Source organism: Paenarthrobacter ureafaciens, from assembly GCF_004028095.1.
GTDB lineage: Bacteria > Actinomycetota > Actinomycetes > Actinomycetales > Micrococcaceae > Arthrobacter > Arthrobacter ureafaciens.
This window is the reverse complement of the sequence record NZ_SBHM01000007.1, coordinates 909,333-927,914: the sequence shown is the minus strand read 5'-3', so window position 1 is coordinate 927,914 and position 18,582 is coordinate 909,333. Positions and strand designations below refer to the sequence as shown.

The following is an 18,582-nucleotide window of genomic DNA, read 5'->3' as shown; positions in this document are numbered from 1 at the left end:
AAACTTACTATTTGGCTTGCCCTGCCAGCCTAACCGTGTCCCGTCCAACGCAACAAGGGGCGTGCCGCCGTCGTGAGGCTATGCCTGCCTACGGTCCGACGTTGCGGCGACGAAGCTCCGGATGGCGTCCGCAACGGCCTTCGGCCTCATGTGCTGGGCCACGTGTCCCACTCCCGGAATCTCCACCAGCCTGCCTTGGGGAACAGCTCGGGAGAGCCGCAGCGACCATTCGGGTCCTGCCACGTGGTCGCGGCTGCCGCGCAGGATCAGCACGGGGCTCCCAACAAGGCCCAGTCGTTTCTCGGTGGGGTACTCCATCATCACGGGCAGCTCGGTGAGGTACCAGCGGGGGCCGCACAGGAAGTAGTCGGAGACGACGATCCAGTTGGATGACGGACTTTCGCGTAGGAGCCCATCCAGGAAGAGGGCCAGCGATTGCCGCCGTACGTTCTTGTGCTTCGAATCCACCACGGGACCCATCAGAACCACGTGCGAGGCCTGCTCCGGTGCATGAAGCGCAGCCTCGATGGCGAACTGGACGCCCATGGAGTGGCCCACCAGCACGTAGGAGGTAATGCCTTTCGCTTTCAGCGTCTCCGCAATGAAGGCCCCGTATTCCTCGGCCGTGACTTGGTGGTCCGGTGTGGGCGTGCCCGCAAAACCCGGCAGGTCGAACGAGTACGTCGGTGAACCTGCGGCAAGAACGGCGTGGAGACGCGCAAGGTAACGGTGTGAGACGCCGATGCCGTGAATCAGGATGTACACGGGGCTGTCCGGGGAGCCGGGCGATGGCTGCGAGCCGGGTGGCGGGGTTCCGTTCGTCCAAAGGATGCGACCCTTAAGCCCGCCGGCTTCGACGTTTTCCGAGCGCAGGGGCGTGCGGCGTGTCAATCGTCCTCGCACCCGGTTCTACTCCCGCGCAGGGTCGTCGGACCCGGCTGATTCATCCGCGCTCTGGTGAACGTCGGCAGCGTTGGCTGCTTCCCGGCGTCGGGCGATCTTTGATTCCGTCCACATCGCGACGGCGACGAACACAACGCACGCGAACATGAACGTGGCCACGAAGTTCAATCCCATGGCCGAGCCAAGGGGTGCGGCAACAGCCATGGCGGCCGCTCCGGCCACGATATGCCACCCCTTGAAATTTCCCACCAAATAAGCGTAACCCCGGCGTTTGCGGCACTCCGCCTCTTGGCCGGGATCGTTGCTTGATCCTTATCACCACGCCCTGTCTACGGCGTGTCGTCAGGTCCTGCGGCTTCCTCTGCCGCATTGGCGGCGGCTTCCTTGCGCTTCTGCTTTTCCAGCCAGGCCATGATGGCAGCCTGCCGGATACGGCGATGGGTTCCCCGGTACTCCACGGGGATTTCGCCGCGGTCGGTCATATTCCGCAGATAGGTGTGCGAAATCCCGGCAAGCTCAGCCGCCTGGGAGGTGGTGAGCATTTCCTCGACACTGCTGACGGTCACGGTTTCGCCCCGGCTGAGCCGCGCGAGGAGGTCGACGACGGCGTCCTTCGCCTGATCGGGCAGGCGGTGGACGGTGCCATCGACGAACACAGTGATGTCGTTGCTGTCCTGGAGCGAGCGTGCCAGGTTCCGGGCGTCATCGGCGGGAAGGCCGGCCGTAACGCGGGGAGCTATCAATGCCATGGCAGAAGCCTAGCGCGGCTGCACCCCAAGGCGGTGTTGCATGCCGGTTCGCCCGTTTCGACGATTAGCTGCGTGTTAGACGTTTCCTACCGTCTAACACGCAGCGAGCCATCGAATCGGGCGGCAAGCCAAGAGTCAGACGGCGTCCAGGTCCGTTTCCAACAGTTTCACCAAGGCATCCAGTGCCTCGTCAGCACCTTCACCCTCTGCCCGGAGCACCACCACATCGCCCTTGGCCGCGCCAAGCGTCATCAGGGACAGGATGCTGGCGGCGTCGAGGGCGTCTTCGGCGGGTTCTCCCTGCATGGCGATGGTGACGTCCACGGGCTGTTCACCGGCGGCCTCGGCAAAGAGCGCCGCGGGACGCGCGTGGAGGCCGGACTTGCTGGCGATGGTAGCTGTGCGTTCGGGCATGGGTTTCTCCTTGCGGTTGGGAACTTGCGGAACTTGCTGGATGCGGCGGGTCGGGCTGGACTTACAGCCCGAGCTCTTCGAGTACCGGGAGCTTGGCGCGCACCCACTCGCGGGCTTCCGTCGCACTTGGTGCGGACAGGGCCAGCCGGGCCAGCTCCTGCGCCTGTTCCAGTGTGACGGTCTTCAGGACAGTCCCGACGGCGGCCAGCGAGCGCGCGGTCATGGACAGTGTGCTGACGCCAAGGCCGGTGAGTACGACGGCGAGCGCAGGGTCCGCGGCCGCCTCGCCACACACGCCGACAGGCTTGGGATCGCCTTCCCGGCCGGATGCTTCGGCGGCCGAGCCTTCCACGGTGAGCTGCACCAACCGGAGAACTGCGGGCTGCCACGGAGTGTTCAGTTCGGCCAAGGGGCCCAGCTGGCGGTCGGCTGCCATGGCGTACTGAGTGAGGTCGTTGGTGCCGAGTGAGGCGAAAGCGACCTCCCTGAGCACTGTGGCCGCGGTGAGCGCTGCCGAGGGCACTTCCACCATTACGCCCGGTGTTTTCAGTCCGGCTGCGGCGCAGAGCGAGGCGAAGCGGCCGGCTTCGGCTGCGGTGGAGATCATCGGCGCCATGACCCACACATCGGCTTCTGATTCGGAGGCGGCCTGTGCGATTGCGGAGAGTTGGCGTTCCAGCACGCCGGGGGTGGTGAAGTCGGTCCGGTAGCCGCGGACGCCCAGCGCGGGGTTGGGTTCCGTGGCATCGGTGAGGAAGGGCAGGGGCTTGTCCGCGCCGGCGTCCAGGGTGCGGAGCACAACCTTCTTGCCGGGGAACGCGTCAAACACTGCCTTGTAGGCCGCGGCCTGTTCGTCCACGGAGGGCTCGGTGTCGCGTTCGAGGAAACAGAACTCGGTGCGGAACAGGCCAACGCCCTGGGCACCCAGCCCCGCGGCGGCAACCGCGTCCTTGGCACCTCCGACGTTGGCGAGCAGCGGCACCAGGTGTCCGTCCGCCGTCGTGCCGTTTCCGTCGAAGGAAGCGAGCGTTGCCGAGGTTTCCGCCCAGGCCATTGCGGCGGTGCGCTGTTCATCGGAGGGTTCCAGGGAGACGAGGCCCGCGGCGCCGTCAACGTAGATTTCGGTTCCGTCGGGTACGGAGTCGACGCCGTGGGCCGCCACCACGGCAGGGAGGCCGAGGGAGCGGGCAATAATCGCGGTGTGTGACTGCGGTCCGCCGCCGGAGGTGACCAGGGCCAGCACTGTGGAGGGGTCCAGTGTGGCGGTATCGGCGGGGGCGAGGTCTTCGGCGACGAGGATGAAGGGGGTTGCCGAGGAGGGGATGCCGGGCGCGGGAACGCCGCGGAGTTCGGCGACGATGCGGGCGCGGACATCCAGGACGTCGGTGGCGCGTTCGGCCATGTAGCCGCCCAGGTTATGCAGCATTTCGGAGACGGAGGCGCCGGCTTCCCAGATGGCACGTTCGGGAGAGGTTCCTGCATTGATCAGCTTGGTGGCCGATTTCAGCAACATGGTGTCCTTGGCCATCAGTGCCGTCGCTTCGAGGACGGCCTTGCCGTCGCCGCTGGCGGTGTCTGCCCGGCGCTTGAGCTCGTCATGGACGGTTTGGGCTGCTGCCTTCAAACCGGCGACGGCGTCTTCCGCGCTGGCGTCCGCTGCGAGCCGTTCGCCCGCGGGCGGTTCGCTGACCGGCTTGGGCATCTGCCGAACGGAACCAATGATGCGTCCAGGGCTTACCCCTACTCCTTGGAAATTCTGCACTGAATCCTCTGTTCCTGCTGGTTGGATCTGACCCTGCGGCATCGGCACCACGAGCCTTGAAGTCGAGCTTACAAAATTGTGCTGTGAGCCACTTCATATAGCAACGCTATAGGTGCTAGGGTAGCGGCTATGAGTTTCGATGACCAGCTTCCGCCTAAAATTCGGTTGCTTCGCGCAGCTGCCGAATTGCTGGCGAATTCGGAAGGGTCAGCGGTCTCTACGCGCCAAATCACCAAGCTTGCCGGTGTCACGGCGCCTACGCTCTACCACCACTTCGGAACCAAAGAGGGCTTGTTCGACGCTGTCGTGTCGGCCGGTTTCGAAGAGTACGTGGCCAAGGAGCGCGACTTTGCACCGTCCGGGGAACCACTGGAGGACGTCAGGCGGATGTGGGACAACCACGTCAGGTTCGGACTCTCCCAGCCCCATCTGTACTTGGTGATGTTCGGCAATATTCGCCCGGAGAGCCGCCCGGCCATCGTGGCCGACGCGGAAGCCCTCCTGGAGGAGATGCTGAACAAGGCCGCCATCTCAGGACAGATCAATGTGCCGCCCCGCGAAGCGGCGCGCAGCATCCTCGCGGCCAATGTGGGCGTCACGCTCATGCTTATCGCCGAACCGGCCGAAGACCGGAACCTGGAGCTATCAACAATGACCCGGGATTCCATGATCTTCGCCGTCTCCACGGATACCGCCCGTGGCGCCGCAGCGGAGGACTCCGGTAAGTCCTCCGTGGTTGTTGCGGCAATCGCCCTGAATGCGGCACTGCAGGCCTCGCATTCTGACCAACTGTCCAGTTCTGAATTGAAGCTTTTCCTGGAATGGCTTCACCGCATCTCCAGCAGCTCCTAAAGCTGTCCTCTCGATCTATATCGACTGACCCCGCGCCGCCGCGGGAAACACGTTAGGAATTCACATGGCAACAGAGACCGTTGCGAAGCCCCGCACCAGCGTTCGCGTTGGTGTCCAAAAATTCGGAACCTTCCTGTCCGGCATGATCATGCCCAACATCGGAGCCTTCATCGCGTGGGGCCTCATCACGGCCCTGTTCATCGAAAAGGGCTGGTTCCCCGTTGCCGAGTTGGGCGGGTTCGGCACCAACGCCGAGGGTGAGCCCAACGGGGGCATCGTCGGCCCGATGGTCACCTACCTCCTTCCGATCCTGATCGCTTACACCGGCGGGCGGATGGTCTATGACGTCCGCGGCGGTGTGGTTGGTGCCATCGCAACCATGGGTGTCATCGCAGGAACCGACTCGCCAATGTTCATCGGTGCCATGATCATGGGCCCGCTGGGCGGTTGGACCATGAAGCAGATCGACCGCCTGTGGGACGGGAAGATCCGCCCGGGCTTCGAAATGCTGGTGAACAACTTCTCGGCAGGCATCTGGGGCGCAGCGTTGGCCCTCGGCGGTTTCTATGGTCTGTCCTGGGTGGTCCAGCGCTTCACTGAAGGTGCGGGCGCCGTTGTGGGCTTCCTCGTCAACAACGGCCTGCTTCCCCTGACCAGCATCTTCATCGAGCCGGCCAAGGTCCTCTTCCTCAACAACGCCATCAACCACGGTGTCCTCACACCTTTGGGCATCCAGCAGTCCCTGGACCAGGGCAAGTCCATCCTCTTCCTGCTTGAGGCCAACCCCGGCCCCGGCTTCGGCATCCTGCTGGCTTACATGTTCTTCGGCCGCGGCGCCGCGAAGGCTTCGGCTCCCGGTGCTGCCGTCATTCACTTCCTCGGCGGTATCCACGAGATCTACTTCCCGTACGTCCTGATGAAGCCGATCCTGATCCTCGCTGCCATCGGCGGCGGCATGACCGGCATCGCAACCCTGGCCATCACCAACTCCGGCCTCGTTGCTCCCGCAGCTCCGGGTTCCATCATTGCCGTACTGGCCCAGACCTCCCGCGACAGCTATGTGGGCGTCATCCTGGCTGTGGTCCTCGCAACGGCAGTTTCCTTCCTGATCGCATCGCTCATCCTTCGGACCTCCAAGAACAAGGGCGAAGACGACCTCAGCGCCGCCACGTCCCGCATGGAAGCCATGAAGGGCAAGAAGAGCTCCGTTTCCTCCGCCTTGGTGGGCGATGAATCCGCCGCCGGCCGCGGTGAAGGCACTGTCCTCACCCGTCCCGTCCGGAACATTGTCTTCGCTTGCGACGCCGGCATGGGTTCCAGCGCCATGGGTGCCTCGGTGCTGCGGAACAAGATCAAGGCAGCCGGCTTCCCGGACGTCAAGGTCACCAACTCCGCAATCGCCAACTTGAGCGACACTTACGACGTTGTGGTCACGCACCAGGACCTCACCGAACGGGCACAGCCGCGGACCTCATCCGCCGTGCACTACTCGGTGGACAACTTCATGAACAGCCCAAAGTATGACGAGATCGTTGAACTGGTGCGGACCAGCAACGACGCAGAGGCAGGCGGTGCCGCCGTCGCAGAGAGCACGACGCCGGAAACCACCGCAGGTGCCCGGCCTGCCGCAGCTGCCACTCCCGCTGCTCCGGGTACCAGCCATGGTGCGCATGCCGCGGAACCGGCCACCGCCGTCGAAGGTAAGGGCGTCCTGCTTGCCGAAAGCGTGAAGCTGAACGGCTCCGCGCAGGACCGTGACTCTGCCATCGACGAGGCCGGCCAGCTCCTCCTGGACCGCGACGCCGTGGATGTCAGCTACGTCCACGCCATGCACGAACGCGAGGAATCAGTGTCCACCTACATGGGCAGCTTCCTGGCCATCCCGCACGGCACCAACGACGCCAAGGACCACATCAAGCACTCGGCTGTTTCGATCGTCCGCTACCCCGAAGGCATCGACTGGGGCGGCAAGCAAGTGAAGTTCGTGGTCGGTGTGGCCGGCCTCAACAATGAACACCTCCACATCCTGTCCTCAATCGCGAAGATCTTCACCAACAAGGCCCAGGTGGCCCGCTTGGAGGAAGCAACCACGGTTGAGGAAGTCCTGGAGCTGTTCGGAAAGGTCAACGCATAGTGAAGGCAGTCCATTTTGGGGCAGGCAACATTGGACGGGGATTCGTGGGGCTTTTGCTGCACGAGGCCGGCTACGAAGTGGTGTTCGCGGATGTCGCGGACGCGCTCATCAGCCAGTTGGCCGGCGCGGACAGCTACGACGTGCATGAAGTGGGCGAGCACGCCGCGGTCAAGACCGTGGACGGCTTCCGCGCACTGAACTCGGCAACCGAGGAAGCTGCCGTCGTGGAGGAAATCTCGACGGCGGATGTGGTCACCACCGCCGTGGGGCCGCACATCCTCAAGTTCGTGGCACCCGTGATCGCCCGCGGCCTGGCTGCCCGCCCCGCAGGGATGCCCCCGCTCCAGGTGATGGCTTGCGAAAACGCGATCAACGCCACGGACATCCTGCAGCAGGAGGTCCGCTCCGCGTGGGACGAGTCCGCAGGCAGCCTGGATGCCGTGGCTGTCTTCGCCAACACCGCAGTGGACCGGATCGTCCCCAACCAGGCGCCGGGCCAGGGCCTGGACGTCACCGTGGAGACCTTCTATGAGTGGGTCATCGACCGGACTCCCTTCGGCGGCAACGCACCGGTCATCCCGGGAGCGACCTTCGTGGACGAGCTGGGTCCCTACATCGAGCGCAAGCTCTTCACGGTGAACACGGGGCACGCCTCGGCTGCATACTTCGGGTACCAGGCAGGGCTGGAGAAGATTTCCGATGCCATGGCCGATCCTTCCGTCGCGGCAAAGGTGCGGGCCGTGCTGGAGGAAACCAAGGAACTCCTGGTGGCCAAGCACGGCTTTGCGGAAGCGGAGCAGGAAGCGTATGTGCAGAAGATCCTGTCCCGCTTCACCAACCCCCACCTGCCGGATACCGTGGTCCGGGTTGGTCGTGCACCCTTGCGGAAGCTCGGACGGCACGAACGGTTCGTTGGACCCGCTGCGGAGCTGGCCGAACGCGGCGTGACACCCGTGGCGTTGCTCGAGGCGATGTCGGCAGCTCTTCGATTCGACGAACCCTCGGACGACGAAGCCGTGGAGCTCGCAAAGCTGCTGTCCGAACTGGACGCGGCCGCCGTCGTCGAACGGGTCACGGAACTTCAGCCGTCGCATCCGCTGTTCCCCGCCGTGCAGAAACTCGTCGAGGACCGCCAAGCCCGCTGATCCTCTATCACTTCCCGCCGGTTTCCGCCGGTTCCTCCAACAGAAGAGCCCGACCCGTCACTCACCAGTGCCGGCGTCGGGCTCTTCTCTTGGTCAAGAGGCGCTCGGCCCACACGCTCTATCACCTCCCGCGGGTTTTTGGCGGTTCCTCTATCACCTCCCGCCGCGTTTGGCGGGACGCTCGCTCACATCCCCAACGGCACCCTGACGTCGCGGATTTCCGGCCTTGACCAGGAGGGCATCCAACTCCTTCTCGACTACGAGCGCGCCCACGGCAACCGCCTCCCGGTCATCCAGATTCTCGAAAGCCGGCTCAACGCGCTCAAGGGTGGAACGGAGCCAAGCGGAACCACCGCGCCCACCACCCCCGAGGTGAGCCAGTCGAGCACAGGCTCGCCGGTGAGCCCCGCGACGTCGGGCCCTCCGGTTAACCCGCCGTCGCAGGGTGACCCCACCAATCCGGCCCAGCCCCGCTAACCACCATCACTCTGCATGGTGCGGGAGGATCGCCCGAAACGCGTCGGGATGTGGGAGAGCAATCCGGAAAAGGCGTCGGGATGTGGGAGAGCAAACCGGAAAACGCGTCGGGGTGTGAGAGAGGGGCGGTAGCAGGGGGAAAGCGCAAAGCCCGACGTCGGGCACCCAGGCTGGGTGTCCGACGTCGGGCTTTTATTGCGTGAGTGCTTAGCGCGCTGCCGCGGTTTCCCTCTCAGCCATTGCCTTCCACTCGGCCACGCGGGCCTGGTGGAGCGGTGACCGGCGGACGACGGCGTACGCGATGCCGAGGACGGCGAACCAGATCGGCGTGACGAGCAGTGCAGTGAGCGTGTCCGGCTGCGTCGTCAGGGCCCAGACCAGGAACGCGAAGAATGCGAACACCACCCAGACCATGGGGATGCCGCCGGGCATCTTGAACGGGGAGGCCGCGTGCTGCTCGGGGCGGCGTTTGCGGTAGACGAGGTAGCTGGCCAGGATGATGGACCAAACGAACATGAAGCAGACCGCGGATACCGTAGTCACCATGTCGAACGCGGCGCCAACGTCCTTGCCGGCGTAGAGGAGAACGACGCCGGCCAGCAGCAGGACGCAGGACAGGAACAGGGCGTTCTGGGGTACTTTGCGGCGGGAGAGGTGGCCGAAAAGCTTGGGCGCGTCGCCGTCGTTCGCTAGGCCGAAGACCATCCGGGAGGTTGAGTAGATACCGGAGTTGGCCGAGGACATTGCAGAAGTCAGCACCACCAGGTTCACCACGGTAGCGGCCATGCCGAGGCCGGCCAAGGAGAACATCGCGATGAAGGGGCTGTGCCCGGCCTTGAACTCGGTCCACGGGGTAACGGACATGAGGATGATGAGGGCGCCTACGTAAAAGAGCATGACGCGCAACGGAATGGCGTTGATGGCGCGGGGGAGGTTGTGCTCCGGGTTCTTGGTTTCAGCTGCCGCCGTGCCAACCAGTTCGATACCCACGAACGCGAAGACAGCTATCTGGAAGCCTGCCACGAAGCCCATGAATTCCTTGGGGAAGAAACCGCCGTGGCTCCACAGGTTGGTGAAGCTGGCCGTGCCGGCGTTCGACTGGAAGCCGGTGAAGATCATCACGAGGCCAACAACGATCAGGGCAACGATTGCCACGATCTTGATCAGCGCGAACCAGAATTCCGTCTCGCCGAAAGCTTTGACAGTGGGCAGGTTCAGGAGCAGCAGGATGAGGATGGTGGCCAGGCCCGGGATCCACAATTGGATGCCCGGCCAGAGCTCGTTGGCGTAACCGGCGATCGCGATGACGTCCGCGACGCCCGTTACTACCCAGCAGAACCAGTATGTCCAGCCCGTGAAGAAGCCCGCCCAGGGTCCCAGGAGGTCGCCCGCGAAGTCGCTGAAGGACTTGTAGTTGAGGTTGGACAGCAGGAGTTGGCCCATGGCGCGCATCACGAAGAAGAGCATGAAGCCGATGATCATGTAGACAAAGATGACGGAAGGGCCGGCTACGGAGATGGTCTTGCCCGAACCCATGAACAGGCCGGTTCCGATTGCGCCGCCGATAGCGAGGAGCTGAATGTGGCGGTTGCTGAGCGCGCGTGACAGGTGCGGTTCGCTGTCCCGGCTGGAGGCAGCGCGCTGCCCCGTGGTTGTTTGGTCTGACATGTTTGTTCAAGAACCCTTCGGAAGAACCGTCACAAAGGTGACGGCCGTTACAAATCTGCTTGACCAAGCTATAGCCAAGTGTGGGCAATTGACCAATCGGTCGGTTGGCGGATGTCGTGGCGGCTTAATCGAGCGCGGGCGTGGCGCTTGGGCAGCACCACGCCCTCGCCTCCCTAACCGTTTTTCCGTCGGTAGATACCGTTAGCAGCGGCGTACGCCACCGCGAGGATGCCGAGGCACCACGCCAGTGCCACCCAAATGTCCGATCCCACGGGCTTCTGCGCGAACAGGTTCTGGAGGGTGTTGACGATCGACGTGACCGGCTGGTTTTCCGCGAACCAGCGGACAGGTCCCGGCATGGTGTCCGTGGGGACGAAAGCCGAGCTGATGAAGGGCAGGAAGATCAACGGGTAGGAGAATCCCCCCGCACCGTCCACCGACTTTGCGGAGAGCCCGGCGATGATGGCGATCCAGGTAAGGGCAAGCGTGAAAAGTGCCAGGATGCCGGCCACGGCGAGCCAGTCAAGGATGGTGGCCGATGTCCGGAACCCCATGAGAAGCGCAACGCCAACAATGATCACCAAGGATAGGCCGTTCGCCGCGAGGGACGTCAGGACGTGCGCCCAGAGTACCGACGACCGTGACACCGGCATTGACCGGAACCGCTCGAAAATTCCGCCCTGCAAATCGGTGAAGAGGCGGACCGCCGTGTAGGCAATGCCCGAGGCGATGGCGATCAGCATGATGCCGGGCAGGAGGTAGTTCACATAGTTGGAAGTCCCGGTGCGGATGGCGCCCCCAAAAACGTAGACGAACAGCAGCATCAAAGCGATCGGTGTGATCGCGGTGGTGATGATGGTGTCCATGCTTCGGAAGATGTGCCGCATGGAACGGCCGGTCAGTACCGCGGTGTCCATCACAAAATGCGTGCTCATGACCTGTCCTTCACTGATTCGCCATGTCCCACCAGCGTAAGGAAGATGTCCTCGAGGCTGGGTTGCTTTTCGACATACTCCACCGTGGCCGGCGGAAGGAGGCGCTTGAGTTCCGCCAACGTTCCATTGGCGATGATCCGGCCGCCGTGCAGGATGGCGATTCTGTCCGCGAGGTTCTCCGCCTCGTCAAGGTACTGGGTGGTGAGGAGCACGGTAGTGCCTTGGCTGGCGAGGTTCCTGACGATGTCCCACACTTCCAGCCTGGCCTCGGGATCGAGCCCCGTGGTGGGCTCATCGAGGAAGATGACCCGAGGTTCGCCGACCAGGCTCATGGCAATATCCAGCCGACGGCGCATGCCGCCTGAGTAGGTTGCGACCTTCCGCGCCCCCGCGTCCGTGAGTCCGAACCGCGCAAGCAACTGGTCTGCGGCTTGTTGCGGGTGCTCCAGATGCCGCAACCTTGCCACCAGCACCAGGTTCTCCCTGCCTGTGAGGATCTCGTCGACGGCAGCGAACTGTCCGGTCAGGCTGATGACTTCGCGAACCTTATGAGGCTGGGCGCCGACGTCGAAGCCCTCGACTGCGGCTTTCCCGCCGTCCGCTGCGAGCAGCGTGGACAAGATCCTCACCAGCGTGGTCTTCCCTGCTCCATTGGAGCCCAACAACGCGAAGATGCTCCCGCGTGGAACGTCGAAATCGACGCCTCGAAGAACATCGGTGTCCTTGAAGGACTTCCGGACGCCCTCCACAACAATTGCCGGGGCCGAAGCTGGAAGGGTCATGACTCACTCCTCCTTCTTTTTGGCGTCTTCCACGGCCTTGGTGAGCCGTTCGCGTTCCTTGTCGATCCAGCGCTTCCCCCCGTATGCCTGGGCGAAGGTTTCAGCGAACTCGATGGGGTCCTCCCCGACAATCCCGCCGATGGGTGCGCCGTCGATCGCTGCACGTTCCCAGAGATCGGCGAGGTCCGTGAACATCTGGACCATGGTCCCGCCCTCGGTCACGCCGCCGTAGTACATCAGGTACCGGTTGTATGCAGCGGCGACGGTCCGGTACGGCTCGGGGAGCGCGTCCATCCGGGATTTCGCCTGCTTGTACTGCTTCTTTTGTTCGAGTGATCCGGTGACCGTTTCGATCCATTTCGCCGTCATGTCAGTTCCCTCCCTTGCGGAGTTCTTCGAGCCGTTCGGACAAGAAGCTCCACGTGTTCCAAAATTCCTTGAGTTCGTTCTCGCCCTTGGTATTGAGCGTGTACACCTTGCGGGGCGGACCTTTTTCCGACGGACGCTTCTCGACGTCCACCAGGCCCTTCTGCTCGATCCGGACCAGCAGGGCATACACGGTGCCTTCGGCGATATCGGTGAAGCCCCGGGCCCGCAATTTGGTGGTTATTTCGTATCCGTACGCGGCTTGTCCGGTGAGGAGGGCCAGAACGATGCCCTCCAGCGTCCCCTTGAGCATCTCCGTCATTTGCTTTCCCATGGGAGACCTCTCGCTACTCAGTCTTACTGGCTACCAGTACATAGTAATGCTGAGTAGCGGTACTTAGCAATACTTAGTTGCAACCCGCGGCAAGCTTCTTTAGCCCACCCAACCAGGTCGCATTAGTGCGCGTTCTCACGGCTGAAAACGCGCTCAGCTGCGACCCGGTTGGGACACTGTTGACATTTAGGTACCCTAACTATTAGGGTACCTAAATATGACGAAAGCTTTCGATCCCGCGCTCCTCGACTTGGCGCAGGAATTCCGTGAGACCCTGCGCCTGGGCGTATACATGTTCCGCCGGCTGGACCCTGAAGGGGAGCTCACTGCTGCGCAGCTCAGCCTGCTGGCCATGATTTCCGACGGCGGCCTCCGCGTCGGAGACGTCGCCCGGAACCTTGGAATCAAGGTCCCCAGCGCTACCGAACAAATCATCAAGCTTGAGCGCGCAGGCCTCGTCAGCAGGCAGCCGGACCCCGATGACTCCCGGGCCGTGCAGGTCGCCATCACCCAAGCCGGCATGACCGCCGTCGACTCTGCCAACCAGCGCAGGAACGGGCTGGTAGCCACGCTGTTGCAGGAACTCAGCGACGACGAACTTGGGCACCTGACGGCGGCACTGCCCGTGATCACAAAGATCAACAACGCTTTCCAGAACTAATCCGAAAGGGGCACACCCCATGTCACGCCAGTTGGCTGACGCCTCAACGAGCGCCGAAAACACCTTGGAAGCCGAGAAGGTTTCTTTCCTCAAGCAGCCCAAGGCAGTGTGGGCAACGGCCCTCGCCGCAGTGTTCGCCTTCATGGGTATCGGCCTTGTTGACCCCATTCTTCCCGCGATCGCCGAAAACCTGGACGCCTCCACCAGCCAAGTGTCCCTTCTGTTCACCAGCTACTTCCTGGTGACGGCCGTGGCCATGCTCATTAGCGGCTACGTGTCCTCGCGGATCGGCGGCAAGAAAACGCTGCTGATTGGCCTCGCGGTGATCGTGGTGTTCGCTTCCCTGTCCGGACTCTCCGGCAGTGTGGAGCAGCTGGTGGGCTTCCGTGCCGGCTGGGGACTGGGTAATGCGTTGTTCGTGGCCACGGCGTTGGCGGTGATCGTCGGCGTTGCCAGCGGTGGAACCGGAACGGCGATCATCCTCTACGAGGCAGCCCTGGGCCTGGGCATCTCGCTCGGACCACTGCTGGGTGCCTTGTTGGGTGGCTGGCAGTGGCGTGCCCCCTTCTTTGGCACCGCGGTCTTGATGGCTGCCGCTTTCATCGCCCTGATCGCTTTGCTGCCCAAGACCCCTGCCCCTGCCAAGAAAGCGCGGCTGCGGGATCCGCTCCTTGCGCTCGGTCATAAGGGTCTCAGCACCACCGCCGCCAGTGCGCTGTTCTACAACTACGGCTTCTTCACCATCCTGGCCTTCACCCCGTTCATCCTTGGCATGGACGCGTACGGCATCGGGGGAGTGTTCTTCGGCTGGGGCGTTGCTGTTGCAGTGTTCTCGGTTTTTGTGGCCCCGGTCCTGCAGAATCGCCTCGGTGCGGTCAAGGTCCTCACCGGAACGCTGTTCTTCCTCATGCTCGACCTGATCGGGCTGGGACTGGCCGCGGGGCACTCGGCGCCGGCCGTCGTCGTGCTTGTCATCGCTGCCGGCGCCCTGCTGGGCGTCAACAATACGATCTACACCGAACTGGCCATGGGTGTTTCCGATTCACCGCGACCCGTTGCCTCCGCCGGGTACAACTTTGTCCGCTGGATGGGCGGCGCACTGGCGCCGTTCGCGGCTGCGCAGCTCGGCGAACATTTCGGTCCCCAGGTGCCGTTCTTCGCCGGCGCCGTGGCCATGGTGTTCGCCATCCTGGTGGCATTCGGCGGGCGCAACTACCTGAAGGACCACGAACCCCACCTGGTCCAGCACCCAACTAAGTAGCAGCAGTGCGCGTTTTGAGCCGTCAAAACGCGCACTTTTGCGACCTACTTGGGCTGGTCGGCCGTGGGCAGCGGTGTTACGGGGACGCCCTTGGGCACGAAGAGCGTTTCCGCCTGCTCAAGGGACATGCCGTTGGTCTCCGGCACCTTGAACATGACAAAGAAGAACGACGCCGCAGCGAACGCTGCGTACATGGCGTACGTCAGCGGAAGCGAGGCTGCCGCCATGACAGGAAAACTCAGCGTGATGGCGAAGTTGGCAATCCACTGCGCTGCCGCGGCCAGCCCAAGGGCGCGTGCGCGGATGCGTGAAGGGAAGATCTCGCCCAACAGGACCCACACGAGGGGGCCCCAGGAAGCTCCGAAGCTGATCACGAAGACGTTAGCCGCCACCAACGCAGCCGGACCCCAGCCGCCCGGTAGGGAAATGGCCGTGCCGGTTCCGGTAGCCGAGGAAAACGCGACCGCCATGACCCCAAGGGACACGGCCATGCCAATGGAACCCGTCAGCAGGATCGGGCGACGACCCACACGGTCCACCAAGGCGATGGCCACCAAGGTGACCAGGATGTTGGTGACCGAAGTTGCCACTGAGATGGTCAGCGAGTCCTTCTCTTGGAAGCCGACTGCCTTCCACAGCGTGGTGGAGTAGTAGAAGATCACGTTGATGCCCACGAACTGCTGCAACACGGACAAGATGATGCCGATCCAAACCACGGGCTGCAATCCGAATGCCTTGCCGCGCAGGGAGCCCTTCTTGCTGGAGAGTTCGTCTTCCTGGATTCCCTCGCGGATCTCGCGGATGTGGCGTTCGATGTCTTCGCCGGGCATGATGGCGTCGAAGACCTTGCGGGCTTCCTTGTCCTTGCCGTTGAGCACAAGGAATCGCGGCGACTCCGGCAAGCGGTAGGCGATCAGGCCATAGACGGCGGCCGGCAGAGCGCAGGCAATGAACATCCAGCGCCAAGCCTCGATGCCCAGCCAGAAGTCGTTGGCGGCGCTGCCCGCGGAGTTGGCCAGCAGTGCGTCGGACAGGAGCGCGGCGAAAATACCGGTGGTGATGGCCAGCTGTTGGAGTGAGGCCAGACGGCCACGTACGTGGCGGGGCGAGATCTCCGAAATGTAGGCGGGAGCGATCACCGATGCCAGGCCGATGCCAAGGCCGCCCACGAGGCGCCAGAAGATAAGGTCCCAGACGCTGAACGCCAGGCCCGTTCCAAGTGAGCTCACCAGGAAGAGGATGGCGCCGATCTTCATGGCCGGGATACGGCCATAGCGGTCGGCGACTTTGCCGGCCAAATAAGCACCCAAGGCGCATCCAAGCAGGGCGATGGCAACCGCAAAACCGGTCACGGCCTCGCTCAGAACGAACTCATCCTTCATGGCATCGACGGCCCCGTTCACAACGGACGAGTCGAAGCCGAACAGGAATCCGCCGACAGCTCCCGCGACCGCCAGGCCGACCACCTTTCGGGAGACTGGTGGGGTGCCTTCAGCGCTGGAGTTGGACATGGTTCTCCCTTGGGACTTGTGGTTGGGATTCACGGTGCAGTCGTCATCGGCTTGACCGACGGGGACGCCGGTGCACACGCGCTACACAGTGTGGCACGTCATATCGGGCAAGTTCCAGTCACAAGGAAAGGATGACATGCATTCACTAAGTGAATACATGTCATCCTTTTTGGGTCTTCAGGCGTTAATTCCCCCTCTGAAGTGGGCTTTTGACCCTACTTGCGTCAATGAAATGAACACAAGGAGTGGTCGGGCCCATGAATCAAAGAAGTAGGCCTAGTGAGCCGGGGCTGCTTCCTTGGCGGCCGACTTGGGGTCGGTGAGCTTCTTGTTGGGCAGGGCGAAGCTGATCAGGAACGCGATGACCATCAGGCCCGCCGCCGTCAGCATGACGACGTCAATTGCTTGCGCGAACCCCTCAGTGATGGGCCTGGTGAGGGTGCTGTTGGCGGCGTGGACCCAACTGGTGTCATTGAGGGAGTCGTTGCTTGCGCCGTTCTTGAAGAAATCGAACAGCTTGGCGTTGGCGGGGTCGCCGGCAACGGCAGGGTCATTCATCACGGCTTGGTAATCGGGGTTGGAGACCGCGGTCTTCATGCCATCGGCGATCTTGTCGGCGGCCAGGCTGAAGAGCAGGGAGATGAAGACGGCAGTGCCGACGGCTCCGCCCATGGAGCGGAAGAATGCTGCGGTGGAGGTTCCCACGCCCATGTCCTTTGGTGGCACGGAGACCTGCATGGCGAGTGTCAGGGGCTGCATGCAAAAGCCCAGACCGACGCCGAAGAACACGGCGATCAGGCCCGGTACCCAGAGTCCGGTGTCGACGCCCAGGACCAGGCCCATGGCCAGGGCGGCGCCTGCCAGGATGGCCGTCCCCATGATGGGGAAGACCCGGTAGACGCCGGAGGACGAGATGGTACGGCCGGCACTGATGGACCCGAACAGGATGCCGACGGTGAAAGTGATCATCATGAGACCGGCTTCGGTGGGGGTGAGGCCCTTGACCAGCTGCAGGTACATGGGGAGCATCGCGATGGCACCGAACATTCCGATGCCAATGATGAAGTTCAGCAGCGAGGAGAGCCCGAAGGTGGCGTTGCTGAACAGTCGGAGCGGGATGAGTGCGTAGTCGCCGGCCTTCTTTTCGACGAACAGGAAGGCTCCGATGCCCACCACGCCGAGTCCGTAGCAGAGCCAGGAGGCGCCCGAGGCCCAACCCCAGGTGCGGCCTTGCTCGGCGACCAGAAGCAACGGCACGATTCCCAGGGTGATGGTGGCAGCACCCCAGTAGTCGATCTTCTGCTTCACATGCCGGGCCGGCAGGTGCAGGAACATGTAGACCACAACCAGCGCGGCAAGGCCGATGGGGAGGTTGATGAAAAAGACCCAGCGCCAACCGTCAAAACCGAGGATGTTGCTTGCACCGGCCAGGGCGCCGCCGATCACCGGCCCCAGGACCGAGGAAATGCCGAATACGGACATGAAGTAGCCCTGGTACTTGGCCCGGTCCTTCAGAGCAACGATGTCTCCGATGATCGTGAGAGCCAGGGCCATGAGGCCGCCTGCTCCAAGGCCTTGCACGCCCCGGGCCATTGCGAGCTCAGTCATGGAATGGACCGAACCCGCATACAGCGACCCTGCCAGGAAGATCGCAATGGCAACCAGATACAGCGGGCGTCGGCCAAAGATGTCGCTGAGTTTGCCGTACAGGGGAGTGCTGACGGTGGATGTGATGAGGTAGGCGGTAGTTGCCCACGCTTGGAGGGACAGTCCATCAAGATCGTTGGCGATGGTGTAGATGGACGTCGACACAATGGTCTGATCCAGCGAGGACAGGAACAGGCCGAGCATGAGTCCCACCATGACGGTGAGGGTCTGACGGTGGGTCAGCACCTCGCCGGCGGCCCTGGCTGAGGCGGATTTGGACATGTGGTTCTCCAAGGAAGCAGAAGGAAATCGGGAAGCGACAGATAGTTGCTTTCAGTAACTATCCTAATCCCTGTTTGATTCCCGAAAGAATTGCCGGACGGAACCGTGAATCCTTAGCGCTCCACCAGGATGCCGTCGGGATCGCTGTACACCATGACGCCGGGCTGGATCCGGACATGGTCGATGACGATCTCAACGTCGACTTCTCCTACGCCGGTCTTGGCGCTCTTTTTGGGGTTGCTCCCCAAGGCCTTGATGCCAAGGGACAAAGTTGCCAGCGCTTCACGGTCCCTGACTGCCCCGTTGATGATGACGCCGGCCCATCCGTTGGCCACGGCGCTCGCCGCAATCAGGTCTCCCATGAGGGCGGTACGCAATGAACCTTGGCCGTCGACAACCAGGACGGCGCCTTCACCGGGAGTAGCAAGCACGGACTTAACGAGTGCATTGTCCTCAAAGCACCGGATAGTCCGGGCCGGTCCGCTGAAGTGCGATTCACCGCCGAAGTTTTGAAACTGTACAGAGATGGACTCCAGGTCCTCGCCGCGCTCGTCGTAGAGATCGGCCGTGTTCAGATGCTCGCTCAAGGTTTCTCCTTCTGGGTGTGATGCCACACTAACGCTGGAATCGCGCGGACGGCACGGTTGACTGGATCTATGTGGATATAGCCGACGCACAGGGTTTGGCGCCCTCCGCCCG

General features: G+C 63.1%; 19 protein-coding genes. 6 read left to right on the top strand and 13 right to left on the bottom strand.

The window, feature by feature from the left end:
* Nucleotides 1–78: 78 nt before the first annotated feature.
* The 5 genes from AUR_RS08485 to ptsP form a co-directional block, all read right to left on the bottom strand.
* Entirely contained in the window at nucleotides 79–891 is an 813-nt protein-coding gene (locus tag AUR_RS08485; protein WP_241650886.1) for an alpha/beta fold hydrolase, read from the bottom strand.
* A gap of 18 nt (nucleotides 892–909) precedes the next feature.
* The gene (locus AUR_RS08480) at nucleotides 910–1,152 is read right to left on the bottom strand and encodes a hypothetical protein (protein ID WP_021473027.1); all 243 of its coding nucleotides are present in this window, start codon (nucleotides 1,150–1,152) and stop codon (nucleotides 910–912) included.
* 80 nt (nucleotides 1,153–1,232) lie between these two features.
* Nucleotides 1,233–1,652: a helix-turn-helix domain-containing protein gene (locus AUR_RS08475; protein WP_021473028.1), complete on the bottom strand. Its 420-nt coding sequence runs from the start codon at nucleotides 1,650–1,652 to the stop codon at nucleotides 1,233–1,235.
* Nucleotides 1,653–1,787: 135 nt separating this feature from the next.
* Nucleotides 1,788–2,066, bottom strand: a complete 279-nt coding sequence (locus AUR_RS08470; RefSeq protein ID WP_062098398.1) for an HPr family phosphocarrier protein — start codon at nucleotides 2,064–2,066, stop codon at nucleotides 1,788–1,790.
* A gap of 61 nt (nucleotides 2,067–2,127) precedes the next feature.
* Complete coding sequence (gene ptsP, locus AUR_RS08465) at nucleotides 2,128–3,828, bottom strand: phosphoenolpyruvate--protein phosphotransferase (protein ID WP_031216722.1); 1,701 nt, start codon at nucleotides 3,826–3,828, stop codon at nucleotides 2,128–2,130.
* A gap of 129 nt (nucleotides 3,829–3,957) precedes the next feature.
* Here ptsP and AUR_RS08460 point away from each other — a divergent pair, with 129 nt between their 5' ends.
* The 4 genes from AUR_RS08460 (at nucleotide 3,958) to AUR_RS08445 (ending at nucleotide 8,436) form a co-directional block, all read left to right on the top strand.
* A complete protein-coding gene (locus AUR_RS08460) occupies nucleotides 3,958–4,680 on the top strand; it encodes a TetR/AcrR family transcriptional regulator (RefSeq protein WP_021473031.1) in 723 nt (240 codons plus the stop codon).
* Between the two features lie 64 nt (nucleotides 4,681–4,744).
* Nucleotides 4,745–6,814: a PTS mannitol transporter subunit IICBA gene (locus AUR_RS08455; protein ID WP_021473032.1), complete on the top strand. Its 2,070-nt coding sequence runs from the start codon at nucleotides 4,745–4,747 to the stop codon at nucleotides 6,812–6,814.
* A complete protein-coding gene (locus tag AUR_RS08450) occupies nucleotides 6,814–7,959 on the top strand; it encodes a mannitol-1-phosphate 5-dehydrogenase (RefSeq protein WP_062098396.1) in 1,146 nt (381 codons plus the stop codon). Before AUR_RS08455 ends, AUR_RS08450 begins: the two co-directional genes overlap by 1 nt.
* Nucleotides 7,960–8,097: 138 nt before the next feature.
* Nucleotides 8,098–8,436, top strand: a complete 339-nt coding sequence (locus AUR_RS08445) for a DUF8129 domain-containing protein (protein WP_062098394.1) — start codon at nucleotides 8,098–8,100, stop codon at nucleotides 8,434–8,436.
* Nucleotides 8,437–8,643: 207 nt separating this feature from the next.
* On the opposite strand, the gene cycA is transcribed toward AUR_RS08445, so the two are convergent.
* The 5 genes from cycA to AUR_RS08420 form a co-directional block, all read right to left on the bottom strand.
* A complete protein-coding gene (cycA, locus tag AUR_RS08440) occupies nucleotides 8,644–10,104 on the bottom strand; it encodes a D-serine/D-alanine/glycine transporter (protein ID WP_021473902.1) in 1,461 nt (486 codons plus the stop codon).
* 173 nt (nucleotides 10,105–10,277) lie between these two features.
* Entirely contained in the window at nucleotides 10,278–11,039 is a 762-nt protein-coding gene (locus AUR_RS08435; protein WP_062098392.1) for an ABC transporter permease, read from the bottom strand.
* On the bottom strand, nucleotides 11,036–11,821 hold the full coding sequence (locus tag AUR_RS08430; protein ID WP_062098391.1) for an ABC transporter ATP-binding protein: 786 nt from the start codon (nucleotides 11,819–11,821) through the stop codon (nucleotides 11,036–11,038). The genes AUR_RS08435 and AUR_RS08430 overlap by 4 nt, the downstream gene beginning before the upstream one ends.
* A gap of 3 nt (nucleotides 11,822–11,824) precedes the next feature.
* Complete coding sequence (locus AUR_RS08425) at nucleotides 11,825–12,190, bottom strand: DUF1048 domain-containing protein (RefSeq protein WP_021473905.1); 366 nt, start codon at nucleotides 12,188–12,190, stop codon at nucleotides 11,825–11,827.
* A 1-nt stretch (nucleotide 12,191) separates the two neighbouring features.
* Nucleotides 12,192–12,521 (bottom strand): PadR family transcriptional regulator, encoded by a 330-nt coding sequence (locus tag AUR_RS08420; protein ID WP_031217003.1) that lies wholly within the window; start codon nucleotides 12,519–12,521, stop codon nucleotides 12,192–12,194.
* Between the two features lie 217 nt (nucleotides 12,522–12,738).
* Here AUR_RS08420 and AUR_RS08415 point away from each other — a divergent pair, with 217 nt between their 5' ends.
* Complete coding sequence (locus tag AUR_RS08415; RefSeq protein ID WP_062098389.1) at nucleotides 12,739–13,182, top strand: MarR family winged helix-turn-helix transcriptional regulator; 444 nt, start codon at nucleotides 12,739–12,741, stop codon at nucleotides 13,180–13,182.
* A 19-nt stretch (nucleotides 13,183–13,201) separates the two neighbouring features.
* Nucleotides 13,202–14,443 (top strand): MFS transporter, encoded by a 1,242-nt coding sequence (locus AUR_RS08410; protein WP_062098387.1) that lies wholly within the window; start codon nucleotides 13,202–13,204, stop codon nucleotides 14,441–14,443.
* A 44-nt stretch (nucleotides 14,444–14,487) separates the two neighbouring features.
* On the opposite strand, the gene AUR_RS08405 is transcribed toward AUR_RS08410, so the two are convergent.
* From AUR_RS08405 to rraA, 3 genes are all read right to left on the bottom strand, one after another.
* Nucleotides 14,488–15,954 (bottom strand): sugar porter family MFS transporter, encoded by a 1,467-nt coding sequence (locus tag AUR_RS08405; protein WP_031217005.1) that lies wholly within the window; start codon nucleotides 15,952–15,954, stop codon nucleotides 14,488–14,490.
* Nucleotides 15,955–16,230: 276 nt separating this feature from the next.
* Nucleotides 16,231–17,883 (bottom strand): MDR family MFS transporter, encoded by a 1,653-nt coding sequence (locus tag AUR_RS08400; protein WP_062098385.1) that lies wholly within the window; start codon nucleotides 17,881–17,883, stop codon nucleotides 16,231–16,233.
* 113 nt (nucleotides 17,884–17,996) lie between these two features.
* Nucleotides 17,997–18,470 (bottom strand): ribonuclease E activity regulator RraA, encoded by a 474-nt coding sequence (rraA, locus tag AUR_RS08395; protein ID WP_062098383.1) that lies wholly within the window; start codon nucleotides 18,468–18,470, stop codon nucleotides 17,997–17,999.
* Nucleotides 18,471–18,582 lie beyond the last annotated feature (112 nt).